Source organism: Achromobacter sp. DH1f, assembly GCF_000633435.1.
Classification (GTDB): Bacteria; Pseudomonadota; Gammaproteobacteria; order Burkholderiales; family Burkholderiaceae_B; genus Achromobacter; species Achromobacter deleyi.
The window spans coordinates 20,133-45,995 of the sequence record NZ_AYMF01000038.1; the positions used below are offsets into that span (position 1 = coordinate 20,133).

Annotated in this window: 14 protein-coding genes; 3 read left to right on the forward strand and 11 right to left on the reverse strand. The window is 70.6% G+C overall.

Going from position 1 to position 25,863, the window contains the following annotated elements; all coding sequences use genetic code 11:
• Nucleotides 1-157 precede the first annotated feature (157 nt).
• From U858_RS0129640 to U858_RS0129685, 10 genes are all read right to left on the reverse strand, one after another.
• Nucleotides 158-12,391, reverse strand: a complete 12,234-nt coding sequence (locus U858_RS0129640; protein ID WP_051593715.1) for a filamentous haemagglutinin family protein — start codon at nucleotides 12,389-12,391, stop codon at nucleotides 158-160.
• Nucleotides 12,392-12,581: 190 nt separating this feature from the next.
• Nucleotides 12,582-13,799: a PstS family phosphate ABC transporter substrate-binding protein gene (locus U858_RS0129645; protein ID WP_025140738.1), complete on the reverse strand. Its 1,218-nt coding sequence runs from the start codon at nucleotides 13,797-13,799 to the stop codon at nucleotides 12,582-12,584.
• A gap of 131 nt (nucleotides 13,800-13,930) precedes the next feature.
• Complete coding sequence (locus U858_RS0129650) at nucleotides 13,931-15,157, reverse strand: substrate-binding domain-containing protein (RefSeq protein WP_025140739.1); 1,227 nt, start codon at nucleotides 15,155-15,157, stop codon at nucleotides 13,931-13,933.
• Nucleotides 15,158-15,347: 190 nt separating this feature from the next.
• Nucleotides 15,348-16,556: a type II secretion system inner membrane protein GspF gene (gene gspF, locus U858_RS0129655; protein WP_025140740.1), complete on the reverse strand. Its 1,209-nt coding sequence runs from the start codon at nucleotides 16,554-16,556 to the stop codon at nucleotides 15,348-15,350.
• Nucleotides 16,557-16,564: 8 nt separating this feature from the next.
• Nucleotides 16,565-18,013, reverse strand: coding sequence for a type II secretion system ATPase GspE (gspE, locus tag U858_RS0129660; RefSeq protein WP_025140741.1), 1,449 nt, complete (start codon nucleotides 18,011-18,013; stop codon nucleotides 16,565-16,567).
• Complete coding sequence (gene gspM / locus U858_RS0129665) at nucleotides 18,010-18,699, reverse strand: type II secretion system protein GspM (protein ID WP_157838875.1); 690 nt, start codon at nucleotides 18,697-18,699, stop codon at nucleotides 18,010-18,012. Before gspM ends, gspE begins: the two co-directional genes overlap by 4 nt.
• A complete protein-coding gene (gene gspL / locus U858_RS0129670; RefSeq protein WP_025140743.1) occupies nucleotides 18,696-19,910 on the reverse strand; it encodes a type II secretion system protein GspL in 1,215 nt (404 codons plus the stop codon). Before gspL ends, gspM begins: the two co-directional genes overlap by 4 nt.
• Nucleotides 19,910-20,893, reverse strand: a complete 984-nt coding sequence (gene gspK / locus U858_RS0129675) for a type II secretion system minor pseudopilin GspK (protein ID WP_029954513.1) — start codon at nucleotides 20,891-20,893, stop codon at nucleotides 19,910-19,912. The genes gspL and gspK overlap by 1 nt, the downstream gene beginning before the upstream one ends.
• On the reverse strand, nucleotides 20,865-21,326 hold the full coding sequence (gspG, locus tag U858_RS0129680; RefSeq protein WP_025140745.1) for a type II secretion system major pseudopilin GspG: 462 nt from the start codon (nucleotides 21,324-21,326) through the stop codon (nucleotides 20,865-20,867). Before gspG ends, gspK begins: the two co-directional genes overlap by 29 nt.
• A gap of 195 nt (nucleotides 21,327-21,521) precedes the next feature.
• Nucleotides 21,522-22,016 carry a MarR family winged helix-turn-helix transcriptional regulator gene (locus tag U858_RS0129685; RefSeq protein ID WP_025140746.1) on the reverse strand — a complete coding sequence of 165 codons (495 nt, stop codon included), beginning with the start codon at nucleotides 22,014-22,016 and terminating at the stop codon, nucleotides 21,522-21,524.
• A gap of 116 nt (nucleotides 22,017-22,132) precedes the next feature.
• Between U858_RS0129685 and U858_RS0129690 the strand changes: the two genes are divergently transcribed.
• From U858_RS0129690 to U858_RS0129700, 3 genes are all read left to right on the forward strand, one after another.
• Nucleotides 22,133-23,299 carry an MFS transporter gene (locus U858_RS0129690; protein WP_369797754.1) on the forward strand — a complete coding sequence of 389 codons (1,167 nt, stop codon included), beginning with the start codon at nucleotides 22,133-22,135 and terminating at the stop codon, nucleotides 23,297-23,299.
• Between the two features lie 188 nt (nucleotides 23,300-23,487).
• Nucleotides 23,488-23,958 (forward strand): tripartite tricarboxylate transporter TctB family protein, encoded by a 471-nt coding sequence (locus U858_RS0129695; protein ID WP_025140748.1) that lies wholly within the window; start codon nucleotides 23,488-23,490, stop codon nucleotides 23,956-23,958.
• A gap of 3 nt (nucleotides 23,959-23,961) precedes the next feature.
• Nucleotides 23,962-25,491 carry a tripartite tricarboxylate transporter permease gene (locus tag U858_RS0129700; protein WP_025140749.1) on the forward strand — a complete coding sequence of 510 codons (1,530 nt, stop codon included), beginning with the start codon at nucleotides 23,962-23,964 and terminating at the stop codon, nucleotides 25,489-25,491.
• Between the two features lie 45 nt (nucleotides 25,492-25,536).
• Here the strand turns inward: U858_RS0129700 and U858_RS0129705 are convergent, their stop codons facing one another.
• Nucleotides 25,537-25,860 carry a SelT/SelW/SelH family protein gene (locus U858_RS0129705; RefSeq protein WP_025140750.1) on the reverse strand — a complete coding sequence of 108 codons (324 nt, stop codon included), beginning with the start codon at nucleotides 25,858-25,860 and terminating at the stop codon, nucleotides 25,537-25,539.
• Nucleotides 25,861-25,863 lie beyond the last annotated feature (3 nt).

Consider the following 25,863-nt stretch of genomic DNA (forward strand, 5'->3'; position numbering starts at 1 on the left):
GCGGCGGCTGACGGGGCGCGCCGCAATACGTCGTGCTAATCGGTGAATGGGCAATGTAGGGCGCGCTTGTGACTGCGGCGTGACAGCGAATCGTCAGCTTTGCGCACGGGTGCAAACGGGCCGCCATGCCGGCGGCCCGCCATCGGCAATCCCGCCCCTAGCCCCCGGACAGCCCGCGCTGCTCCGGTTCGGTCAGGCGCGCCTTCTGGGCCGCGTCCAGTTCGCCGTTGCCCAGCATCTGGAAGATGCTGCGGGGGTCGTAGCCTTGCGGCGGTGGTGGCGCGGATGGCCGCGGGCCGGCGCCGCCTGCGCCCCCCGCCCCGGGCACCGCCTCGTCGCCATAGCCCAGGATCTGCACGTTGATGATGGACGGCAGATTGCGGCGCGCCGCGGCCTGCTGCTGGCGCGTGGTGTCCTGCGCACCCTGGGTCGCGCCCGCCGCGGCGGCGCTGGCGCTGGTCAGCGCCGCGACGTTGACGGCCGCCAGGGCTGGCACGCCCGTGGCCTTGCCCTGCCCCACCACGTTGGCTGCATTCACCACCTGCAATGCCGCCAAATTGACGTTGCCCGAGAAGCGGATGCCGGCCTCGCCCGCGTCGATGGTGCCCAGCGGCGCCACCAGGTCGACGTCGCCGCGCGGCACTTCCGGAATGGGGTTGAGCGTGGCGATGCCGGCGCCGGTGCTGGGCACGGTGGACGCCAGTGTCACGTTGCCCACATCGTCGTACAGGCGCCGCTGCGGCGTGTACACCACCGTGCTCTTGGAACCCCGGCCGCTGTTGATGTCGCCTTCGGCCGACCAGCCCAGGATGTTGCCGCCGAAGGTCGTCATGACCCGGCTCTGGCCGAGCAGGATGCTGCCCTTGGCGTACATCTGGATGTCGCCCGCGCCCTGGGTGACGATGCCGGCGGTGGACGGCGGCGCGGCGCCTTCGACGCCGAAGACCATCTGCCCGCCCGGCGCCATCAGGTGAATCGCGCCGCCGAACAGCGTCTGGATGCCCGAGCCGCCGAACAGGGTGATGTCGCCCTGATAGCGGATCGGCCGGCCCTGGGCGTCGGCATCGGGATACAGCGTGGCGATGGCCTGCCGGCCACGAGCGTAGCTGCCGGCGCGCGGCCCGGCCGTGTCGTTGTATTCGCGGCCGCCGGCCGTGAGTTCAGCGTAGTAGACCTGGCGCAGGAAGACGCGTTGCTGTTCGGCCGGCAGCGCGTCGAAATATGCCCGCGCCCCGTCCGCCGGGCCGCTGTAGCCATGCAGCGTGCGCAGCCAGTCGGCCAGTTCGCCTTCGTAGGTCTTGACGGTCTTGCCGGCCTGGCCGGCCAGCGGCTGGCCGGGATCGGCGCGGTTGGCCGGGTCCAGGTAGCGCCGCGCCAGCGCCGTGTAATCGCCCTGGCCGCCTGCGCTGGCCACGATGCCGGCGCCGCCCTTGCCGGTGGCGGGTCCGCCGTCGAGCAGGCCCAGGCTGGTCAGCCGGCCCTTGTTCTCCTGGGTCAGGTTGCGGCCGGCGGCGACTTCCAGCCAGCCGGGGCCGGCGATGTCCACGTTGGCGTAGAGAATGTCGCGGCCGGCAACGACGCGCGACACGTCGGTGGCCTGCTGGTTCAACACCAGGGCCTTGAGATTGACGATGTCGCCGCCCGCCTGGATGCTGACGGGACGCGCGGCGCGGTATTCCGGGCCGGCCGCAAACGCGGGCGTGCTGCCGGTCTGCAGGCCGACGATGTCGCCGCCGGCATAGAACCTTGCAATGCCCGCGTTGGCGACGGGCCCGCGGCCGCCGGCCGTGTTCGCGCCAAAAGCGAACAGGTCGCCCTCAGCCCCCGTGGCGTTGGTCAGGTTGATCTGGCCATTGTTCCAGACCGCCACATAGGCCGGTCTTTCCGGCGTAGGCACGCGTGCCGGCTCGGCGCCGGACATGCCCGTAGCCAGGCCGCCGCCATACAACCCGCCCATGGCCAGCATCTCGACCCGGCCTTGCGCCCCCGGCGCGAAGACCCATTCGGTCGTCGTCGAGGCCACCGAGCTGTGATAGTAGATGCTGCCCGAGGCCGCCACGGCGCCAAAGCGCGCCGGGTAGGCGAACTTGCCCGAATAGGCGCTGGCGGTGTATTGGAAGGCATTCTTGCTGGCGGTGCCGTCATAGTGCGCGGCGGCAAATGGCGTGATCGAGCCGCCGGCGGCGAACAGGTCGACCGCGGTGCGGTCCGTCCAGAGCGAGAACCAGCTGTTGGCGCCGCCAGGCTGGTCGGCGCCCGCCTGGATGAACGGCGTGGCCGACAGTGCATACATCATGCCGGCATCGCCGACGCCGCCCAGCACCACGTCGCCGCGTCCGCCCAGCCTGACGGTGGCGTCGCCCGCCACGATGGCCATGCCGCCCGAAGGCGCGGCCAGCGTGGGGCGCAGCGGATCCATGCCCTGGGCGTCAGAGGGGTCGACCACGCCGTACAGCGGGTCCACCCGGCCGATGCTGCGCGCGGCGACGGTGATATTGCCCCGCAGGTTGGTCAGCACCCCGTTCATGTCGCTGGGCGAGCCGGACACCGCCACTTGCCCGCCGCTGCGCGCCGTGCGCAGCGGGTTCAGCGCGCCGCCGACCTGCAAGCTCAGGTCGCCGCCCCCGGTGGACAGCCGGCTGCCGTCCGGCAGGATGCGCCCGGTGCTGCCAACCGCCAGGGTCAGGGCCTGGCTGGATGAATACATGCCCAGCGCCACGAGCCGGCCGGCAGGGGCCAGCACGCCGGCATCACCGCCCACATTCACCGCCAGGTTGCCGCCGCCCAGCGTACCGATGCCGGTGAAGCCTTCCACCGAAATCCCGCTCATGCCCGAGAAACCGTAGAACGGCGACAGCATGTAGGTGCCGAAGTTGATCCACCAGGCGCTTTGCTGGCCGATGCCGGCGCCGCCCTGGCGCCAGAGCCAATACGCCGGGTAGCTCGACGGCGCGGGCGTGGCGGCGCGCGGATCGCTCGCGTCATAGCGGGTGGGCTGGCCGCGGGTGGCGCCTCGCATGTCGCCTTGCACGTCCACCAGCACATTGCCGCCGCGTTCCGGATACCAGGCCGCGTACTGGCCGTCCGTCACCAGCGGTTCATAGCTGGCGGCGCCCGAGCCCAGCACCGAGCCGTAGCCCTCGCTCTGCATCAGCAGGTCGTCGTAGGCCCGCGGCAGGTTGTACGCCGGACGGCCCAGCGCATCCAGGATCGGGTTGCCTTGCCGGTCGCGCGCCGGGTCCGACGGCGTGCCGGCAGTGTAGATGCCGTAATACGAGCCCTGCTGGAAGTTGCCGCCCGCGAGGATGTCCAGGTCGCCCCGGCCGGTGCGGATGACGCTGAAGATCGGCGACTCGCCCAGCACGCCGAAGCTGGTGTCTTGCAAGTAATGCAGGTCCGCGAGCTTGACGTGCCCCCGGTCGCCCAATTGCGAGGCCGGCCGCAGGGCCCGCGTATCGGCCGAATCCAGGTCGGCGCCGCCCGCCAGCCTGAGGCTCCAGGAAGACGTGCCGGCAGCCAGCATGGGCGCGACGGCCCAGATGCGGCCCTGTATGCCGTCGCCGTCCAGCGCCCGCAAATCGACGTTGGTGCCGTTAAAGCGCAGGTCCGTGCCGACCGGCACATACGCGCCGGCCGCCAGCGGCAGGTCGCGCGAGAGCGCCAGCGGAGCGCCGAATATCGACAGGGGCGTGCCCCTGGGCACGGTCAGCGCCTGCACTGAAATCGCCTGCGGCAGCATCAGGCCGGCGTCGAGCCGCGCGCCGGCGGTGAGCGTGACGGCCTGGGGCAGCAGGCTGCCCTTGGCGTAAAGCGTACCGTCGGCCGCGCGCACATCGGCGGCCAGCACGGTGCCGGCGGCCAGGGTGACAGGCTGCGTCAGCACCACCTGCACCGGCAGGCGCGAGTTGGCCTTGATGGAGTTGGCGTTGATCGGCAGGTCGAAATTCAAGGTTTCGTTGTCCGCCGCGGGAAACACCGTGCCGCGAGTGGTGCCGCCGCGCAGCGTGACCGCGCGCGGCAGGATCAGGCTCTGGCCGGCCACATCCACGCCGTTGGAATTGTCCATGCCGACACGCCCCACCAGACGCCAGGCGCGCGCGTCGTCGTCGGTCGCCAGCGGCGGCGCGAAACCGTCGGTGATGCTGCCGTATACGTTCAGGTCGCCTTTGGCCCGCACCAGCAACACGCCCGCTTCGCCAACGCCGCGCCTGGCCGGATCATTGCGATCGGCATTGGGGCCGTAGCGGTAGTTGGACAGGTCCAGGTCGCCCTGGATGCGCAGGTCGCCGTCGGCGCCGCGGCTGACGATCTCCACGCCCGGCCGCAAGGCGTAACCGCCCAGCCGCGCGCGCAGCGCGCCGTTGGCCAGCGCGGCGTTCATGTAGGCCACGCTGTCGGCGTCGATGCGGTCCAGGTAAGCTTGCGTAATGACCTGCGGTGTGCGGCCCGTGATGTCGGGCGTGGACGCCAGCGGCGCATCGTCATAGCGCCGGAAGGCATTGACCGACACCCTTTCGGCGCCGCGCACCACTGGGGCGCCGGCGATATCCAGCGCCACGTCGTTCGCCCCCACGCGCGGCGCGTTCAGATCCAGCGTGCCGCGGGCGCGGCCGTCGTTCAAACCGGCGCCCGTGCCGGTGGCCACGCCGGTGCCGGCGCGCAGGTCGATCGCCGCGCCGCTGCCCAATACCAGCCGGCCCTGCGTGGCGCTCAACTCGACCACCGCGCGATTGGGGCTGTCGATGATGCCGCCCAGGCTGTCCACGCGCAGCCCCGTGCCGTGCGCGTCCAGCGTGCCGTTCATGATCAGGTCGCGCATGGCCGACAACCGGATGCTGCCGACCTGCACGCCACTGGCGTCGATGGTGCCGTTCACCGTCAAACTGCCGCCATCGGTGGCGATGTTGACCCGCCGCGCCCTGACCTCGTTGTCGATGACCAGGTCGCCTCGCTTGAGCTGGAACGCGCGCGAACCCGTCACGCCGCCGTCGTTCAGCCGCTGGTTCAAGCCGCTGAAATCGGCAATGGCCTGCGCCCGCAAGGCGATGCCGCCGGCCTCGAAAGGCACCCGCGTGCCGCCCGCGTCGTAGTCGCCGCTGGCTTGCCCCTTGAGCGTGCCGCGCAGGTCGATCAGGCCCGCGCCCGCGTCCAGCGCGGTGGCCGTGAGCTTGCCCGCCTGGTTGTAGCGCGCCGACAGGTCGATCACCGACCCGGGCGCCTGGCGGATGTCGCCCTGGCGGCTCTCCAGTTCCACGTCGCCGCCCCAGCCATAACGCGTCTGGTCCATCAACGCGACCGCGCGTCCGGCCAGGTCCAGGCGGGCGCCCTCGCCCAGCGTCAGGCCCTGTTCGGCCTGCACGGTCAATTTGCCACTGGGCAGCACGATGACGCTGTCCAATTCCACCTGGCGGCCTTGCAGTGTCAAGGTCGCGCCCCACGGCGCCGACGTGTCGGCCGGCAGCGCCGCGCTGCCCGTCAAGCGCAGCAGGCCGCCTGTCGCCATGCGCAGCACGGCGCCTTCCGAGCCGGTGAGCATCGGGGTCTGCAACAGCAACGCGCCGCCCTGGTGCTGGAACTTTCCGTCAACGAACGCGCCGCGCGACTGATAGACCTCCAGGCTGCCTTCGCCGCCCGCGGCAATGCGCTCGGTGGCCTGCATCTGCACCGCAGCGAACCCCACCGCCTGGCGCCGCATTGGCTGGTGCGGAATCTGCAGGGTTCCATTGGCGTCGCCCAGCACAATGCGGCGCGCGCTCAGGTTCAGGGTGCCGGCGCCGGTGCCCGCGCCGCCCGCCACGATGGCAACGGGTTCGACGTTGGCCACGCCGTTCCACACCAACGTGTCGGTCGACAGGGTCGCCACGTCGGCCGCGGTGCCGTAGCCATAGATGGCCGGCGTGTTCAGCACCAGCTGGGCCAGGCTGGATTTGCCGGTGGCGGCGTCCAGCGTGCTCAAGTTGACGGAACCGAAGAAGTTGACGGAATCGCGCAGCGAGAAGATCACGCGTTCCAACGCAGGCGCGCCGATGCGGGTGTCGCCATCGAGCAAACGCCGCAGCAGGTCTTGCGACAGGCGCAGCCCGCCCGGCAGCACGCCGCGCGCCTGCGCATCGGCCAGCGCGGCATCGCCGCCCGCGTTCAGGCTGCTGGCCGCGACCACCAGGTTACGGGTGCCATACCGCAAGGTGTCGTGCAGCACCAGGTTGTTGCTGCCGAACACCACCGTCCCGTCCGAATACAGCTGCGCCGCGCCGCCGCAGGGCGCCAGGGCGCAGCCGCCCAGCTCGATTCTTCCAGACTGCGCATCAACGCCGTTGGTGAAATCCAGCCAGCCGTTGGAGACCGCCAGGATACTGTTGCCGCCCGTGCCGCTGCCGCCATACTGGTAGCCCTGGCGCGCGTCATACGGCGCGGCGCCCAGGCCCAGCGTATTGATGGCTGCGCCCTGCTCGACCGAAATCGCCTTCAGTTGCGGCGCGATCAACATGACTTCCGGCGCGCGCAATTGCGCGCCGGTGCGCAGGATCACGTCGCCGCCGTTGCCGGACGCGACCGCCAGCCGCGGGTCGGATCCCGATACCGGCTGGTAGGTCCAGCCGCCCAACGACAGCCGGCTGGCCCCCACCGCGTTCAGGTCCTGGTCGCGCAACGCCACGCTTGCCGGACTGGCAGGCAGCGTCCCATGGGCGATATCGAGCGCCAGGCCATTGGCCCGCACCACCAATTGGCCGCCAAAGCCGCCTTCACCGCGCCCGAAGCGGGCCTGGCCGTCAAAGCGCAAGGCTGGCGCGTCGCCAGAGACGGGGACGTTGCGGTAGTAGAACTCCAGCGTGGCCGCGTCCGCGGGCAGCATGGGACGCGGCAGGCCGCTGCGCGTAGCCTGCGCCAGCACGAAGGCCCGATAGTCCATTTCGTTGTACTGGGCGTGCCGGCGCAGCACGTCGCCGGGGGTGACCAGGGCCTGCCTGGGCATGCCGTCCGTGGTGCCGGTGTTGGCCAGCCCGCGCATCGCCGCCACCGACCACGAGCCGCCACGCAGCGAACTGGCGGCCCCCGCCACCGCGCCCTGCCCCAATTCCACGCGGAAGGCGCCGGGCAGCAAGGCGTAGTACGACGGCAGCAAGGTGTAAGTGCCCGCCGGCAGGCCGGGCACCCCTGCGGCCAGCGTGATGGTCTGCCCGGGGCGCGGCCGCGATCCGGCATAAGCGGCCGCCTCGTCGCGCGGCGCCGCCGGCGCATAGCCATCCGCCAGTCCGGGCACGATGGCGTACACCGGCCGCTCGGCCAGCGTGGGCAGGTCGAACCCGCCCGTGGCCGCATCGAAGCGCGGCAAGGGATGGAACAGCGGATCGGTCGAGCCGCCGCGTCCGCTGATGAAGCCCGCGCCCGCCAGGGTGCCGCCGCCCGACAGGTCGATGACCGCGCCGGGCTCCACCGCGATGGCGCCGCCCAGCAGCGACACCCCGCGCGCCAGCTGGAACAAGTCCATTCCCCCCACGCCCTTGGCCTGCACCGCGGCGCCTTGATACAGATAGCTCAGTCCGTCGACCGTCCCGCCATAAGGCACGGTCAGGCCGGCGGCGCTGACGGATGTCAGGCTACCCGGCAGCAACCGCACTTGCCGGTTCACGCCATCGACGCCAATGCCCAGCACAATGCGGCCCAGCGGCGCGTAAAGGTTGCCGCCCTGTTCGACGGCGGGCGCGCTGAGGGTCAGCGACCCGAATACCGACAACGGCGTCACCGGCACCGACGCACCCGCCACGCCTTCTATGCGCAGGCGCCGGCTGGCGTCGTAGGGCAACCCGGACCCGCCCCACCCCGCCACCGCCAGGCCCTTGGCGTCGGTGGCCGGATAGATGCGCTGCGCGGCCAGCAGCAGGTCGCCCGCGGTGAGCACCGCGCTGGTGTCCGGCTGTCCGCTCATCGGCATTTCCGATCCCGGCTGGGCGGACAGGAAACGCAGGTCGCCCGTGCTGCGCAAGGCCAGCTGGTCGTAGCCGCGGCGCGCGATCGCCATCTGGCTGCCGCCGCCCAGCAGCACCGCGCCCTGCATGCCGGTGTTGACGCGATTGCGGATATCGATGTGATCGGCCTCGACCTGCAAGCGCGCGGCGGCCGGCAGCACGGACGGCTTCCACGCATTGAGCGTGGCGTCCACCTGCTGCGCGATGCCCGGCGAAAGATTGGTGCGGCCGCTCAGCAGCACATAGGGCGCCACGATGCGCACAGTGGCGCCGGCTTGCGTATTGCCCAACGCCCCCTGATACAGGCTGATGGACTGGCGCGCCTGCAACGTCACGTCGCCGTCGAACGTCAGCAGATCGCGGGCGTACAGCGACACATCGCCGAAGCCGCCTGCGGCAATCTGGTCCGCGCCGATGCGGCCCAGGCCGTAGGCCAAGGCCGCGGTGGCCGGCGTGGCGTCGGCCGGCAGCAGGCTCGCGCCCGCGGTCTGGGCGATGACCAGTTCACGCGGGCGTATCAGGGCCGCGGGCGTGCCGGTGGCATATAGCGGGGTTTCCAGTTTCAGCGACAAGGCGCCGCCCGCCGCATTCGGGGCGCCGCCCACGGCGCGCATCGTGCCATCCAGGGCCAGGCCCGCCATGGCCGCCAGGGCGATTTCGCCGCCCTTGCCACCGACCGTTCTGGCGCCCGCGCCGGCACCGTCGTCTTGCAGGATGTCGACAGTCATGGCGTCGCCGGACGCGTCCAGCATTGCGCCCGGCCGGATCACCACGAACTCGCCATCGATGGCAATGCGGCCGCCGTCCCACTGCTTGCCGTACCGCCGGCCCCGTGCGTCCACTGCCGTGACCGCCACGCCCGCGACGTCCAGGCGCGCGCCGGACTCGACCCAGACGGAATTGGGCAGACCGCCTTGCTGGGCATTGGTGCCCAGGTCATCGGCGCCACGCGCCACCACAATCTGCCCGCCCGGAGCGCGCAGCGTGCCCTGGATCCGCATCAGGCCGCGCGACTGCAGGCGGATGGATTGGCCGGGATCCACCTGCACCACGGCGCCTTCGCCGATGCGCAGCGTGCCCGCCTGCGCGGGCGCCGACGCCACGAACGACGACAGCGACAGGCTCGCGCCCAGGCGCTGGACCCATTTGGCCGTGGCGGGGTTTTCCTGGAACAGCGGCGGCGTCCAGAGCGTCAGCGCCTCGTCCAGCGTGGCCGCAGGCGTATCCGGCCTGTCGGACGTCAGGCGGTACACCGGCATCTCGACCGCCAGCCGCATGCCGTCGGCCACCGTCAGTTCCTGCGTGCCGTTGATGTCATAGCGGGCAAAGCCGCGTTGGAACAGGTTGCCGCGCAGCACCAGCGCGTCCGGGCCGGCGCCGGCCTCGGCCGTATCGGACACCAGCACGCGGGCCGCGCCGATACGCAAGGTGCCGCCACCGGCCACGCCGTAGCCGCGCACGGCGCCGTCCAGCGTCACGCCCACCGGCCCCGGGCCCGGCACGCTGCTGTCCACGCGCGCCATTTCCAGCGTGACGTCGCCGCCCTTGCCGCCGACCAGCTTGCCCTTGACGTCCAGCACCGCGCCGGACCGCGCATCCAGCAACGCCCCCGCGGCCACCACCACCGCCCCGGTGCCGCGCAGCGCAATCTGGCCGCCGTTGCGCCAGGCCAGGGCCTCGGTGTCTTGGGGGGTCTGCCGCAGATCGGCCCACAGCCCGCTGACGTCGACCGTCACCCCGGGCGCAACCTCCACCCGGGCGGACGCCGTGGACGCGGGCGCCAGCCACCCTTCCCGCGCCACGCCGGCCACCACGTTGCCAGCGGCCACCCGGCCGCCGCGCGCGGCCAGGTCGCCCTGAATGGAGACGTTGGGCGCGTACAGCTCGATCAGGCCGCCGGCGGCGACCCGCAGGCCCTGCTCGACCGTCACCTTGTCCGAGGCCGCCACGGTGATCTGGGCCAGCCCCAGCCCGCTCAGCCCGGCCGCGTCCAGCCGCACCGTGTCGCGGCGCTCGGCCGGCAAGGCGTCGTTCATGCCCAGCGCACCCGCCAACGGCGCCACCCCGCCGGTGAGCAACACCTGGCGGGCCGCGGCCGCCAGGTCGTAGCCCCAGTTCAGCGTGGCGCCATTGGCAACCTGGTTCGGCACGAAGCGGCCCACGATCAGCTGGCCGGCCTGCGCCCGGGCCAGTTGCGACTGCTGATAGCCGATCTGCTGCCGCAGCCCCGTGTCCACCGCCTGGCGCGCCTGGGATTGGCGTTCGCCCTGGAAGGCCTCGCCGACGATGCCGCCCTCGACCACCGCCGCACGCGTGCCGATGACCAGCCGGCCAGCATCGCGGCCGGCGGTGTAGCCGTCTTCGTAGCGTTCCCGCGGCGCCAGCAAGGCGTTGTAGAAATAGCGCGTCGCATTCTGGCCCCAGCGCGCATGGGTATCCTCGAAGCCCCGGTACAGGCCCTTGTAGAGTAGGTCGCCCGGCGCCCGCGATATCTCGTACAGGCGCCCGTCCTCACCCCGCACCCAGCTCTGCTTGATCAGACCGCCGGCCACGTCCAGCGTGCCGCCCGAGATATTGATGACCGAACCCTGGCGCGTGACCAGCTCGCCGCCTTCCACCGTGACCGTGCCGCCCAGCGCGGCCCATTCGCCGATGCCGTGGCCGGTGGTGCCCAGGTAGCCGCCCACCTCGATCAGGCCGCCGCGGGTGTACCAGCGCTCACGTTCATAGCCGTTGACGCCCTTGGCCACCTGTACCAGCCCGCGGCGGTCGACCCAGATGTCGCTGTTGTTCAAGGTCTTGCCTTCGCGGTTGACCGGCGCGTCGCGCAGTTCATTGCCCTGGATGTTGACCTTGAGGTTGTTCGATTCCATCGTCACTTTCACGCCCACCGCGCCCGCCACGTCCAGCTGCGCGCCATCGGCCAGCAGGGTGCGCCGGCTGGCCGCAATCGCGATCTGGCCGCCCGTCGCCAGCGCCAGCGCGCCGGCCTGCACCTCGACCATGGCGCCGCTGGTGACTTCGATGCGCGACTGGTCGCGGCGATCAGGCAAGGCGCCCAGGTGGTCGAAAGCCTGGCCGGCCTGCCGGTAGGGGTCGGCCTGGTCGGCGGGCAAGCCCGCCAGCGCGTCGCGCTGCGCGTCCAGCGCAGTGGCGCCGTCGTCCTGCACCAGGACCAGCGTGGTCGAATCCTGGCCCAGCACGACGCTGCCGCCGCCATCGGTCGCGGAATTGAGCAGATGCACCGTGCCGCGCGTGGTCACCGACGTACTCGATACCACCACGCCCTGCTGGCGCACCTCGTGCCCGGTCAGGGTGATGTCGCCCAGCGGCGCCTGGATCAGGCCCGTGTTGGCGGCCACACCGGCCTGGCTGGCGGCATTGCGGCGCGCCGACACTTCATTGCCGCGGGTGGTGGACAAGGTATTGGCGTCCGACCCCAAGCCACGGCGGATGATGAAGGTATCGCCCGCCGCCAGCACCGTCTGGCCGGCGGGTGTGGAAATCTGGCCGGCATTGTGCGTTTGCCGGCCCAGCAACAGCACGTAGCCGCCGCCCTGGGTCACGCCGCTCGGGGCCACCGTCTGCAGGCGGGCGCCGGCCTCGACGCGCACGTCGCCCGTGGCATTGCCGGCGCGCGCCGCGTCGCCCTCGCCCGTCAGGTCGTTGCCGAAGCTGGGCGTAAAGCGCTCGGCGGCGCCGTCGCCGACCTTGCGGCTGTACAGGCCCGCCTTGAACTGGTCATCGCTCATGCCGACCGCGGCGGCCACCAGGTTGCGCGTGTTGACCTGGCTGCTGCCCGTGAACACCACGCCGTTGCGGTTGACCAGCATCACCGTGCCCGGCGCCTGGATCTGCCCCTGGATCTGGCTGGGCCGGGCTTGCGGATCGTTGACGCGGTTCAGCACCGACCAGGCCGTGCCCTGCTGCTGGAACGCCACCGTGGTGTTGCGGCCGACGTTGAACGTTTCCCAGTTCAGGATGGCCTTGTCCGCCGTCTGCTCGACCGTGACGACGCGGCGCCCGCCCGCCACCGTCTGCGACCCCGCATGCAGCGGCCGCGCGTTCAGCCAGCCGGCGGTCAAGGGGTTGGCATCGACCTTCAGGCCGCCTTCGGCCAGTCCGTCCGGCACGGCGCCCGGCGCGTTCAGCGCCGCCTGGCGCGCCGCGGCCTGCGCGGCCTGCTGGGCGGCAATGGCCGCCGCGCCACGGTTCAGGTTGGCCAGCGAACGCTGCAGCTGCTCGTTGGCGCGTTGCTGGTCGCGCAGCGTCGACGGAATGCCGGCCAGCCCGCCGCCAGGCAGGCGCCCCGTGGCGGCGGTCTGCGCCTGCGTGGCGCGCTTGTCGGAAAACCAGCCGGGTCCGAACGCCGGGCCGGCCGCCACGGCCGGCGTGGCCGTCAAGGCCAGCACCAGGGCATGCATGGCTGGAGACAGCCTGAACGCCGCGCGATCACGCGGTTTGCGATTGCGGTGTCGGGTTGTCTTGCCTGCTTGCTGATTCATGCCCACTCTCTGATCCTGGATGTGTGCGTGGCACGCGGCCAACGCTGCAGCCATGATGTGTCCGAGAGATGACAGCGGCGGGAAAAAAGGTGTGGAGTGGCGTAACAGGTCAACCGCGGCCGGCAATATCGCCGCAGACGGCGCCGTGGCCGATCGTCAAGCCGCCGCCGGCGCCGGCGGGGTTGACGAACGTGGCCAGCAGACGGGCCCGCACCATGGCGGGCAGCGGCACCAGCTGGTGATCGGCGACGCGCGCGGTGTCGTCGTAATGGCGCTTGAGGAACAGGCGGATGGCCGCGGCGGCCGCCGGATCGGCATAGCATTGGCTGAGCACGAAATTGGTCGATCCCACGATCGGATAGCCCTGCAGCGGATCCGCCAGGACGCGCACCCAGTTCAAGGGGTTGCCGGGGTTGTCGGGCCGTGACCACGTGGCATCGCCCGGTCGGCGCGCGACCGTGGCCCCGGTCGGCAGGCCCGGATAACCGTAGGACTCCATGGCCGCCACCACGTTGGCCGCGGTGGGCAGATACGCCACGCCATCATGCGGGTTGACCAGCCAGGCCTGCTTCAGCCCTTCCGTGAACACGGCGTCGGGCCCCATGTAGGCCAGCGCCGACACCTGCCCCGCCATGGCCACGGCTACGCCGCCTTCGCCCTGCGCCGCCACGAAATGCGGCGGCAGCGGGCCTGGCTGGAAGGCGTCGGCAAACACCGCCTGGCCGTGAAACGCGGCATACGGTTGCCCGCCGCAGGCCGCGCCCAGATGCCGGGTCAGCAGCTCGGTCGTGCCGCTGCCATCGGCGCGAACCACGACCTTGAACGCATCCAGCGCTGGCGCCACCGTCACGCCCAGCTGGCTCCATCGGTCGATCAGGCCCGACAGCACGGCGCACAGCTGCGTGCGGGTCAGCGTGACCGGCCCGGCCGGCCCCTTGTACGACAGCGTGACGGGCACGTAGGCCGCCGGCATCTGGATCAACGGGCCATGCCCGGCCGGATCGCCGAGCCGGCCCGGGCCGAGTGTCAGGTAATGATCTACCTGCCCCTGCGTCAGCACCGCATCGCTGCCCACCCAATGCACCGGCCCCACCCGTTCGAAGGGCGTGGCATCGTTGGTCAGGAAAGCGCGCAGCCCCAGCGTGCTGCCCGCGCCCACGTACGGCAGCATCGCGGGCGTCGCGGCGGCGTCGATGGCTTCCCGGTACAGCGGCAAGGGCAGCCAGGCGCCCCCGGACACCACGTTTTGCGCGGCCACGGCCCCGCACCACCCCAACGCGGCGGCACACGCGCCCGCGCTTGCCATGCGGATAAGGCTTGTACGCATTGCACGCTCCTCGAAGTCAGGCCAGGCCGGCGCGTCGCGCGGCGACCGTCGACAAAAAAGGGCGGAGCGCCCGACTGCACGGGTTGCTCCGCCCTGCCTTGCGTCAATCGCTTACTGCACTGCCCTGGCGATCAACCGCGACCGGCGTAGCTGCCGCAAGTGGTAGCGTTGTTGATGTTCAGGTTGGCGGTGGTGCCGGTCACGAAGGCAGCCAGCACGCGATTGCGGTTCACCGGGGTCAGCGGCACCAGCTTGTGCTTGTCGACTTCACCCGTATCCGGCGCCGAGTTGGCCACCGAGTAGTGGGTCGTCAGGAAGCTCTTGATGGCGTTGGCAACGGCCGCGTCCGTGTAGCACTGGCTCAGCACGAAGTTGGTGTAGCCCACGATCGGGTAGCCGGCGGCGGGGTCAACCGATTGACGAACCCAGTTGAACGGGTTGGCCTGGTTGTTGACGTTGCCCCAGTTGGCGCCGGTGGGGTTGCGTTCGATCGGGCCGTTGGCCGGCGGCAGCGCCTGGGTGCTGCCCAGGGCGGCGCTGACGTTTTCCGAGGTCGGTGCGTACGTGGCGCTGTCGTTGCGGTTGACCAGCGAAGCCTGCTTGAGCTGGACGGTGAAGGCGGGATCCGGGCTCAGGTAGGTGATGGCCGAGGCTTGGGCGTTGACCGCGGAAGCCACGCCAGCGCTGCCGGTGGCGGCGATGAAGTTGGCCGGCGGCGTGCTGGACGGGAATTCCTGGGCGAACGTGCTCTTGCCCGAGAACGCGATGGCCGAGTCGCTGCCGCACACGGCTTGCAGGTGGCGGGTCAGCAGTTCGCTGGTGCCGCTGCTTTCCGAACGGTAGATCACCTTGAAGTCGTTCGGGGCGGAGCCCGAAGCAACGCCCAGGGCGCTCCACGTCGAGATCGAACCCGACAGCACGCCGCACAGTTGCGCCTTGGTCAGCGTGACGTCACCGGCGGGGCCCTTGTACGAAATCGTGACGGGCGTGCCCACCGACGGGATCTGGATCAGCGGACCGTGGCCGGTCGGGTTGCCGACCTTGCCCAGGCCGGTCGTCAGGTAGTCGGAGATCTGGGCGGCGGTCAGGATGGAATCGCTGCCGATCCAGTGCACGGCGCCGGTGCGGCCGAAGGACGCCGGGGTGTTGCCCAGGAAGGCCGTCTTGCCCGTGCCGCTGCCGGTGCCGACGTACGAATAGAACGTGGGGGCCGGGAAGTTGGTGATTTCGTCCTGATACAGCGGCAGGGGCAGCGTGGCGCCGCCCGAGACCACGACCTGTTGCGCCAGGGCAGCGCCCGACAGGGACAGCATGCCGACCGCCGACAACGCGGCGACCAGGGAATTACGATTGAACATGTCTTGCTCCTTGCACTCGTTTAGGAGAGAACTGCTTGTGGAGAAAAGAACAGATGGACCCGAGAACGCATCCGGCGGCACTCTGCAAAGACCTGCCTGATGCGTTGAAGACATGTTGAATAAACGAGGTGACAGCGCAGGGAAAAAAGGTGTGGAGTCGGGTAAGAATGTGCGGAGATGTGCGGAGTCTTCAACCCACCATCTGGTTGATTTCCATGATCGGCAGCATCACCGCCAGCACGATCGTCAGCACCACCCCGCCCATGATCAGAATCATCAGCGGCTCGAGCATCGCGGTCATCGCCATGGCGCGCCGTTCGATGTCGGCCGACAAGGTCTGCGCGGCGCGGTCCAGCATGCGCGACAGCGTGCCGGTCTTCTCGCCGCTGGCCACCAGGTGGCACAGCAGCGGCGGAAACACCTTCTGCTGGCGCAGCGCCGCGCCCAGGCCCGAGCCGCCTTCGATGCGTTCGGTGGCATCCTGCACCGCGCGCCGCAGGCAGTCGTTGGCCAGCGTCTGGCGGGCGGCTTCCAGCGCACGCAAGAGCGGCACGCCGGCATCCGACAGAATGGCCAGCGTGGCAGCAAAGCGCGCGGTGTTCACGCCCAGCGCAAAGCGGCCGATCATCGGCAGGCGCAGGATGCGCGCGTGCCACGCGAGCCGCGCGGCAGGCGCGCGTTGCGACAGCCGCCACAGCCCGAACAGCAGCGCCGCGGCCAGCGCATTCAGGCCGCCCCAGGTCCGCACGTACTCGCTGGCGGCCAGCATGGCGCGGGTGATCCACGGCAGTTCCTGGCGCGCCTGCGAAAACGCGCTGACGACCTGCGGCACCACATAGGCCAGCAGGAACACCACGATGCAGATCGACACCACGCCGACGATGGCCGGGTAGATGAAGGCCGTCAGCACCTTGGCGCGCAGCGCGTTGCGTTCTTCGATGTAATCGGCCAGCCGTTCCATGATGCGCGCCAGGTCGCCGGAATCTTCGCCAGCCTTGATCAGCGCGCGGTAGATCGGCGGAAAGTCGCGCGGCCGCGCCGACAGCGCATCGGAAAAGCGCTGGCCGCTGCGCACGTCGGCGCGCACGCCGGAGAACGTGTCGGCGATGTGTTTTTTTTCAGCCTGCTCGACGGTGGCCGATAGCGCGCCTTCCAGCGGCAGGCCCGCGGCCAGCAGGCTGGCCAGCTGGCGCGTGGCCCACGCCAGGTCGCTGTCGGACAGCTTGGCGGCAAACAGTTCGATCGACCCGGCGCCGCGCGCCGCCGCCATCGTCACGGCCAGCGCGGTCAGGCCTTGTGCGCGCAACTGCGCCCGCGCCGCGCGGGGCGTGTCGGCCGTCAGCACGCCGCGCTGGATCTTGCCCGCGGCATCCGCGGCTTCAAAGCGAAAGTCCGGCATCGTGCGCCCTACCCGTCCCGCGTGACGCGGATGATTTCCTCGCGCGAGGTCTGGCCGCCCTGCACCCAGCGTTCGCCGTCTTCGCGCATCAGCTTCATGCCGGCCCGCTGCGCGGCCACGCGCAGCTGCTGTTCACCGGCGCCTTCGTGAATCAGGCCGCGCTGCGCGTCGTCCACGATGTAAAGCTCGTGGATGCCGGTGCGGCCGCGATAGCCGGTGTGGTTGCAGGCCGGGCAGCCCGCGGCCTCGAACAGGCCGGGTTCCTGCGCCGACGGCCGGCGGCAATCCGGGCACAGCCGCCGCACCAGGCGCTGCGCCAACACGCCCAGCAACGACGAGGCCAGCAGAAAGCGTTCGACGCCCATGTCGGTCAGGCGCGTCAACGCCGACACCGCATCGTTGGTGTGCAGCGTGGCCAGCACCAGGTGGCCCGTCAGCGACGCCTGCACCGCGATCTGGGCGGTTTCCAGGTCGCGGATCTCGCCGATCATGATGACGTCCGGGTCCTGCCGCAAAATGGCCCGCAGCGCCACCGCGAAGCTCATGTCGATCTTGGCGTTGACCTGGATCTGGCTGATGCCCGGCAGGTCGTATTCCACCGGGTCTTCCACGGTCAGCACATTGGACGTGGCCGCGTCGATCTGCCCCAGCGCCGCATACAGCGTGGTGGTCTTGCCGCTGCCGGTGGGGCCGGTCACCAGCACGATGCCGTGGGGCTGGTGCACCAGGCGGTCCAGCTCGTGCAGCACGCCGGGCGCCATGCCCAGCTTTTCCAGGCGCAGCCGGCCGGCTTCCTTGTCCAGCAGGCGCAGCACCGCGCGTTCGCCATGGCCGGTGGGCACGGTGGACACGCGGATGTCGATGGGCCGCCCGCCCACCCGCAGCGCAATGCGGCCGTCCTGCGGCAGGCGCTTTTCGGCAATGTCCAGGTGCGCCATGATCTTGATGCGCGAGATCAGCGCCGCGTGCAGCGCCTTGCGCGGACTGACCACGTCGCGCAGACCGCCGTCCACGCGATAGCGCACCACCGAATGGGTTTCGTAGGGTTCGATGTGGATGTCGCTGGCGCCGTCGCGCGCGGCCTGGGTGAACAGCGCGTTGATCATGCGGATGACGGGCGCGTCGTCCTGCGCATCGAGCAGGTCGGTGACCTCGGGCATCTCGTGCAGCAGGCGGTCCAGGTCGACCTCGTTTTCGGCCGCGCCCACCACCGATGCGGCATCGCCCGAATCGGCGTAGGCGCTGGCCAGCAGGCCGTCCAGTTCGGCGTCCTGCACGCGGCGCAGCGGCAACGGGCCGTGGCGGCGCCGCACTTCGGTCACGGCCCAGGCGGGGGTCTGGTGGGTAATGACCAGCTCGCCCAGACCGTCGCCCAGCCAGTGCAGCAGCGCCCGATGCTGGCGGGCCCAGGCATAGGGCAGCTTGGGCTGCGGGGCGTTGGGGTCGCGGGCGTTCATGGGGCGGCTCGCAGGGCGGAGGGCGAATCGGTTTGCGGATGGGCTTGCAGAAGCGGTCGCAGCAATACGCTGCCCGCCAGGCCTTCGCCCGGCGCCGCGCCGGGGTCGGCGGCTTCGGCTTCGTCCTGGCGCTGCAAGGCCACCTGCGCCAGCCCCAACGGCAGCGGCGCGGGGCCGGCCAGCAGCCAGGCGGCCACCGCCCCGGCCGGCGCGCGCCGGAAGGTCACGCGCCAGGCGCCGTCCTCCAGCGCCACGTGATAGCGTCCCGCCAGGCCCGCCGCGGCCAGCCAGCGATCCAGCGCATCCGCGGATACGGCGGCGGGCGGCGCTGTGGACGGTGCGGTGGAGGATGCGTTGGCCGCCGTGTTGGCCACTGTATTGGCCACTACGGCAAGCGCCGGACCCGCCTGGCGCAGCACGTCCTGAAGCTCGCGTCCCGCACGTTCCAGCCGCCGCAATTCTTCGCGGCTGCGTTCAATACGTCCCAGCGCGGGTTCGATCACCGCGAGCCAGCTGCCCGCGCCGGCCACCACCAGCGCGCACAACACCAACAGGCGCCGTTCGTTGGCCGCCAGCCGCGACCAGGCCGCCACGCCCCGATCGACCTGGCCGCGCCAACGCGCACGCCATCGGCCGCGCCAGACGGTGGCCAGGCCCAGCGATCCCGGCGGCGGCGCCAGCGTCATGATCGACCCGCCGTCTGGCCGCCCGCGGCCGGCGGCGCGCGCCGCAAGCGCCATCCGGTGTCGGTCGCCTGCGCTTCGATCCCGGCCTGGCGCAGGGCCAGCACCCAGGACGCCGCCTCGGTCTGCGTGCCCTCGGCGGCCTGCACGGGCCGGCGCCGCGCGGCGGGCGGCAGGTCGATCTCCAGCACGCCCGCCGCGTAGCGCCAGGCCTGCATGTCGCCCGCGGCGAACGCCATGTGTCCGCTGGCCGCGCGCAGCAGCGTGCCCAGTTCGGCCCACTCGTCGCGGCCGCCCTGGCGCGCCGCCAACTGGCGCCGGGCCTGGCCCACGGGATCGACCACCGCGCCCACCGACGGGAACGCCTTGCGCACCGACTGCGCCAGTTGCTCGCGCGCCTCGTGTGCGGCCTCGTCCAGCCGCCAGGCGTACAAACACAATCCCGCCAGCCACACCAGGGCCGCGGCCAAGACCAGCACGACGGCGGGGCGCCAGCGGGCCCCGCCGCCCTCGCCCGGCGCGCGATCGGCGGCGATGAACCACGGCACCGACGCCATGACGCCGCAGGCCGCGTCAGGCAGGGTGTCGCCTCCCGCGATACCGGGCGGCGCCCCGCCAACCCAGCGGCATGCGCCCCACCCGCCCGGCGCCTCGCCGCCCAGCGCCTGCTGCATCGTCGACGGCGCCATGCCGTCGCCTTCCTCCCAGGCGGTCAGGACGCCTGCGCCCTCGGCCTGGCGTACCACCAGATACCCATCGTGCTGCCACAGCGTCCAGCCGCCGTCGGTCTCGGGCAGCCACAGCGTGGCGGGCGCCAGCGCCGCAAGCGCCAGGCCGCAGGCGCGGGTCTGCGTCTGCACCGCCTGCGCCACGTCGGCGTCCAGCCAGGCCACGGGCACGCGCCCATCGGTGCCGCGCACGCCGTGGCCGATCAGCAGCGTGTCGGGTTCACCCAGCGCCAGCGGCTCGATGGCGCCTTGCACGGCAATGCACAGGCGCGCACGCGGCAACGGCGGCAGCGCCACCGCCGTCAGCGTGATGTCTTCGGGATGCAGGAAGGCGGTCACCCGGGCCCCCGGCCAGCGGCGGCCCAGCTCGGCCAGGGTCAGCGACGGCCCCCGACGCCACGACGCCTTCTCGCCCACGGCCACCGGAAGCGGCGTATCGGCGGCCAGCGCGCGCAGGGGCGGCAACAGCACGCGGATCGAGGCCATCACGCGCCTTCCCGCAGCCAGACGATCTCGGCCTTGCCTGCGCCGGTGCGTGCCAGCAGCGCCTTCAACGGCAAGGTCACGCCGCCCAGCCTGGCGGCGCCGGTCAAACTGAACCAGGCGCTGACCACCGCCACGCGCGGCGCTTCGGCGCGTGCCACCGGCGTCTGGCGAGACGTCGCGGCGCGCGTGCCGGACGCGTCGCTGTCCCGCGGCGTATCGGCCACCGCGCCCTGGGCGCCCTCGAGACGATTGGCGAAATCGCCGCTGTTGATGAACCACTGCCCCGCATCGCGCTGCGCAACCATGGCCCTGGCCTGGTCCAGCGACATGCCCGGCACCCGCGCCGCGATGACCTCGGCGCGCGCCGTGTTCACATTCACCAGCGTCACGCGCGGCAGCACCGTCACGTAAGGCCGCAGCCGGGCCAGCACCGCAGCGTCCACGCCCGCCACGCCGGCCAGTTCATCCACGTTGCGCGGCAACGGCAATTGCCGGCCGTTCGGCCCCGGCTGTGAGGCCAGCATGCGCTGCGCAATGGCCTGGCCCGCCTGCGGCGCCACGCCCACCAGGGCGCACAGCCGCAGCAACTCATCGACGCTGTCCGGGTACAGGCGGCCTTCGAACACCAGGTTGCGCAGGTTGAATTTGCCTTGTTCGTCTTCCAGCCGGCCGACGAACGCAGCCTCGCGCCCCGGCCGTTGCAGGCGGGTATCGACGATGGGCGCCGCCCAATCGCCATCCGCGCGGGTCGCCGCATTGCGCTGGCCATCGTCGCGCAGCAATTGGCGCGCCAGGCCCAGCCCGGCTTCCAGCATCACCTGGGCCTGGGCGCGCGTCTGCGCCGCCTGCACAGTGCGCAAGAACGTGTCCTGGCGCTGCAACAGCGACGCGACGATCATGGTCACCGCCGCCACCACCAGCAGCGCGCTGATCACGGCCATGCCGCGCTGGCGCTCAAAGCTGCCACGAACCGATGTCGGCATTGCCCGCTTCCCCATCCGGTTTGCCGTCCGCGCCCAGCGAAAACACGTCGATCTCGCCACGCGTGCCGGGGTTGAGGTATTGGTACGGATGGCCCCACGGGTCGTTGGGCAGGCGGTCCAGGTAGGCGCGCCAGTTGTTCGAGGCACCCGGGCCAGACGCCGGCCGATCCACCAGCGCGCGCAGGCCCTCCTCGGTGCTGGGGTAGCTGCCGTTATCCAGCCGGTAGAGTTTCAGCGCCTGCATCAACGCGCTGATGTCCTGGCGCGCCGCCACGGCGCGGGCCTGGTCGGGCCGATCCAGCAGCCGCGGCACGATCAGCGCGGCCAGGATGCCCATGATGACGATCACCACCATGATCTCGATCAGCGTGAACCCACGCTGCCGGCGCCCGGGCGGGTACAGCCTATCCGTCGTTGACCGGCCTGCTTTCATCGCGCTTGAACTCCGAGGCAATCACACAGGGACCCGCAGACGGCGCCGCCGGCAGCCTGTGCCGCCGGGTCGCCTTTCGGGTCCGCACAGTGTGGCCAGCGCGGATGTCACGCAGTTGACCCGTTGTGTGGAGGATTGAAAGCTACGGGGTCGGCCCGTGCCGGGGCGGCCCTTGCCGGGGCGGCCCGTGCCGGATCAGCCCTGCTTTCGATTCGCCTGCAAGAGCTTGGCCAGCAGCGCGCTCAACTGCGCCTGCTCTTTCGCGTCCAGCGCCGCCAAGACCTCGGCCTGGTTCTGCACGTGTGCGCCGACGGCCTCGTCGATCAGCTTGACGCCCTGGCGCGTCAGCATCACCCGCGTGGCGCGGCCATCGGTGGGATCGGCGCTGCGCTTGACCAGCCCCGCCGCTTCCAGTCGGTCGATGCGGTTGGTCATGCTGCCCGACGAGATCATGGCGTCTTCGTACAGCGCCGTGGGCGTCAGCGCATAGGGCTTGCCGCTACGCCGCAGCGTCGCCAGCACATCGAATTCCCCCGGCTGCAGGCCGAAGCGCGCAAACAGCGGGTTGATGCGGTCGCGCGACAGCACCAGCGCGCACTCGGCCAGCCGGCCCAGCACCTGCATCGTCGACACGTCCAGATCCGGACGTTCGCGGTTCCATTGCGCCACGGCGCGTTCTGCTCGATCCATAGCCCTGCTGGCCTCCCTGGTTATCTTGACGTCAAGATAAATGCCATCTATCTTGACGTCGAGATATTTTAGCGGAACGCACCGGGCATGCCGCCCCCGCCGTCCGCGCCGGAGCCATCGTGTCTGTCTTTCGCCTCAACAACGCCTGGCGCATCGTCGCCATCATCCTGGTGGGCCTGAACCTGCGCCCTGTGCTGGCCTCGGTGCCGCCGCTGCTGGACCTGGTGCAGGCCGCCACCCGCCTCTCTGATTCAGCCGCCGGGCTGCTGACCGCCCTGCCCGTCTTCATCATGGGCCTGGGTGCCCTGGCCGCGGCGCCGCTGCGCCGCGTGGTCAACGAACAGCAAGGCGTGGCGCTCGGCCTCGTGCTGATCGCCGCCGCCACCGCCGGCCGCCACTGGGCCGGCCTGCCCCACGTCATGCTGGCCACGGGCCTGACGGCCGGGCTGGGCATCGCCATCACGCAGGCCCTGCTGCCGATCTACATCAAGACGCGCCTGCCCGCGCAAGCCAGCCGCATCATGGGGCTGTATTCCACCGCCATCATGGGCGGCGCGGCGATCGCCAGCGTGGCCGCGCCCCTGGCCGCGCAAGGCGGTGCCTGGCCCGACGCACTGGCGCTGTGGGCCGTGCCCGCCGGGCTGGCGCTGCTGTGCTGGCTGGCGGTGGCGCGGCGCGCGCCCACACCGGCCACGGCCGCCGCCCGCACCGCCACCGCCCGCGCCCCGCGCAGCCGCGTGGCCTTGCTGGCTGCCTTCTTCGGCCTGGGCACCGGCGCCTACACGCTGGTGCTGGCGTGGCTGTCGCCCTACTACACCGCGCGCGGCTGGACGCCGCTGGCGGCCGGGCAACTGCTGGGTGCGGTCACCGTCGCCGAGATCGTGGCGGGCCTTGCGGTATCGGTGGGCATCGGCCGCCTGCCCGACCGGCGGCCGGCGCTGTATGCGGCCGTGGCCGCCTTGCTGGCCGGATTGGCCGGCCTGGTCGTCGCGCCCGATGCGCTGGCCTGGCCTGCCGCGATCCTTGCCGGCCTGGGCATCGGCGCGCTGTTCCCGCTGTCGCTGATCGTCACGATGGACCATGCCGCCACGCCCGCCGAAGCCGGCCGCCTGGCGTCCCTGGTGCAAGGCGCCGGCTACCTGATCGCGGCGCTGTTCCCGTTTGCCGCGGGCCTGGTGCGCCAGCATCTGGCTGACCTCGCGCCCGCCTGGATCGCGATGATGTTCATCTGCCTGGCGCTGTTCGCCATGGCCGCGTGCTTGCGGCCGGCGGCGCGCCATTGATCCCCTTTGTTCCCTAGGGATTTCCCTCGATCATTCCTGCGTTCCCGCCCTGCGCTGAAATTTTTTTTCATCCCTGAAAGGTGAACGGAAGTTTGAGTTTTTAGACTCCCGCATTCATTGGACTGTCAGCTATTTTTCAGACCGCAGTCAGGTCTAAGAAAAGCAACAACAAAGGGAGGAATGATCCAATGCAGTCAAAACGCAGCGCCATCAAGCGCGAGCTCTGGGCCGCCGGCACGATGATCGTGCTGGGCCTGGGGGCCATCGCGCAGGCATCCACCTACACGTTAGGCAGCCTGGCGCGCATGGGGCCGGGCCTGTTTCCAGCCATCCTCGGCGTGCTTCTGGTCCTGTTGGGCCTGATCATCGCCCGCATGGCGTATTCGCCGCTCACCACCGAAGAAGACACCGAAGAGGTCCCGCCGCCGCAATGGCGCGGCTGGGGCTGCATCATCGGCGGCCTGCTGGCGTTCATCCTGTTCGGCAAGTTCGGCGGCCTGATTCCCGCCACCTTCGCGCTGGTCTTCATTTCGGCCCTGGGCGACCGCGAGCACACGCTGCGCAGCGCCGCCGTGCTGGCCGTGGGCGTGACCATTCTGGGCGTCGCCGTTTTCTCCTGGGCGCTGCAGCTGCAGTTTCCGCTGTTTCGCTGGGGCTGATCGATGGAAATCTTCAATAACCTGATGCACGGGTTCTCCGTCGCGTTCGCGCTGGACAACCTGCTGTGGGCCGTGTTCGGCGTCTTCATGGGCAACCTGATCGGCGTGCTGCCGGGCATGGGTGTGCTGGCCGCCATCTCGATCCTGCTGCCGCTGACCTACACCATGACGCCCACCGCGGCGCTGGTGATGCTGTCCGGCATCTACTACGGTTCGCAATACGGCGGCGGGATCACCTCGATCATGCTGAACCTGCCGGGCACCGCCTCGCATGCGGTGGCCTGCCTGGACGGCAATCCGCTGGCGCGCAACGGCAAGGCCGGCTCGGCGCTGTTCATGCTGATGTTCTCGTCGTTCTGCGGCGCGTCGGTCGGCATCCTGGCAATGATCCTGTTCTCGCCGCTGCTGGTGGACGTGGCCTTCAAGTTCGGTCCGGCCGAGTACTTCTCGATGATGATGCTGGGCCTGCTGGCCGGCGCCACGCTGGCCAAGGGTTCGGCCATCAAGGGCGTGGCGATGGTGGTCGTGGGCCTGCTGCTGGGCGTGGTGGGCACCGACGTCAACACCGGCACCATGCGCTTTCACTTCGGCATCCTCGAGCTGAGCGACGGGCTGCAGATCGTGGCGCTGGCGATGGGCCTGTTCGGCGTGGCCGACTTCCTGAAGAACATCAACCAGATCGGCGGCGACACCAAGGTCACCAGCGGCAAGATCAGCATGAAGTCCATGCGTCCTGAAGCCGGCGACATCAAGCAGTCGCGCGGCGCCCTGGTGCGCGGCACCGCCATCGGCGCGGCCTTCGGCATCCTGCCGGGCACCGGCCCGACCATTGCGTCCTTCATCTCGTACGCGGTGGAAAAGAAAGTGGCGCGCGAACCGCGCCGCTTCGGCCGCGGCGCCATCGAAGGCATCGCCGGCCCCGAGGCCGCCACCAGCGCATCGACGCAGACCAGCTTCATCCCCACCATGAGCCTGGGCATCCCCGGCGACCCGGTGATGGCGCTGATGCTGGGCGCGTTGATCATCCACGGCATCCAGCCGGGTCCGCAGATGATGGTCGAACACGCCGACATGTTCTGGGGGCTGATCGCCAGCTTCTGGGTCGGCAACGTGCTGCTGTTGCTGCTGAACCTGCCGCTGATCGGCATGTGGGTGCGCCTGTTGACGGTACCGTTCCGCTACCTGTTCCCGGCCGCGCTGTTCTTTGTCTGCGTCGGGGTCTACAGCACCAACAACAACCTGTTCGACGTGGGCATGGTGACGCTGTTCGGCGCCGCGGGCTACGCGCTGATCCGCCTGCGCTTCGAACCGGCGCCGTTGCTCCTGGGCTTCGTGCTGGGGCCGATGGTGGAAGAGAACTTCCGCCGCGCCCTGCTGCTGTCGCGCGGCGACCTCGCCATCTTCGTGACGCGTCCGATCAGCCTGGGCTTCGTGCTGGCTTGCGTGCTGCTGATCGCGCTGCTGCTGGTATCGGCGGTGCGCCAACGCAACAAGGTGCGCCTGGCCATGGAGACGTCCAACTCGACGGCCTGATACATCCAGGCCAATGCAAACAGCCGCCTTCGGGCGGCTGTTTTTCTATGTGGCGTCAGGCTCGGCCCGGTGCCCATCGATGTGCCCCAGCGGCCGGCCCGGATCCAGCCGGTCGCGCACGCGCTGCTTGAGCACCTTGGCCTCGGGAAATCCACCGTCCCGCTTACGGTCCCAGATCAGCTCGCCGTCGTAGGTGATCTGAAATACGCCTCCGGTGCCGGGCTGCAGCACCACTTCGCCCAGGTCGGTGGAAAAGGTCGACAGCAGTTCCTGCGCCATCCAGCCGGCGCGCAACAGCCACTGGCACTGCGTGCAATACAGGATGACGATGCGGGGCGCGGGCGTGGCGGGATCGTGGGCGGATGTCATGGT

Coding starts and splice junctions, on each gene's coding strand:
- U858_RS0129640 (WP_051593715.1), bottom strand. CDS start 12,391: ATGCATGCCCTGGTGCTGGCCTTGACGGCCACGCCGGCCGTGGCGGCC.
- U858_RS0129645 (WP_025140738.1), bottom strand. CDS start 13,799: ATGCGTACAAGCCTTATCCGCATGGCAAGCGCGGGCGCGTGTGCCGCC.
- U858_RS0129650 (WP_025140739.1), bottom strand. CDS start 15,157: ATGTTCAATCGTAATTCCCTGGTCGCCGCGTTGTCGGCGGTCGGCATG.
- gspF (WP_025140740.1), bottom strand. CDS start 16,556: ATGCCGGACTTTCGCTTTGAAGCCGCGGATGCCGCGGGCAAGATCCAG.
- gspE (WP_025140741.1), bottom strand. CDS start 18,013: ATGAACGCCCGCGACCCCAACGCCCCGCAGCCCAAGCTGCCCTATGCC.
- gspM (WP_157838875.1), bottom strand. CDS start 18,699: ATGACGCTGGCGCCGCCGCCGGGATCGCTGGGCCTGGCCACCGTCTGG.
- gspL (WP_025140743.1), bottom strand. CDS start 19,910: ATGGCCTCGATCCGCGTGCTGTTGCCGCCCCTGCGCGCGCTGGCCGCC.
- gspK (WP_029954513.1), bottom strand. CDS start 20,893: ATGCCGACATCGGTTCGTGGCAGCTTTGAGCGCCAGCGCGGCATGGCC.
- gspG (WP_025140745.1), bottom strand. CDS start 21,326: ATGAAAGCAGGCCGGTCAACGACGGATAGGCTGTACCCGCCCGGGCGC.
- U858_RS0129685 (WP_025140746.1), bottom strand. CDS start 22,016: ATGGATCGAGCAGAACGCGCCGTGGCGCAATGGAACCGCGAACGTCCG.
- U858_RS0129695 (WP_025140748.1), top strand. CDS start 23,488: ATGCAGTCAAAACGCAGCGCCATCAAGCGCGAGCTCTGGGCCGCCGGC.
- U858_RS0129700 (WP_025140749.1), top strand. CDS start 23,962: ATGGAAATCTTCAATAACCTGATGCACGGGTTCTCCGTCGCGTTCGCG.
- U858_RS0129705 (WP_025140750.1), bottom strand. CDS start 25,860: ATGACATCCGCCCACGATCCCGCCACGCCCGCGCCCCGCATCGTCATC.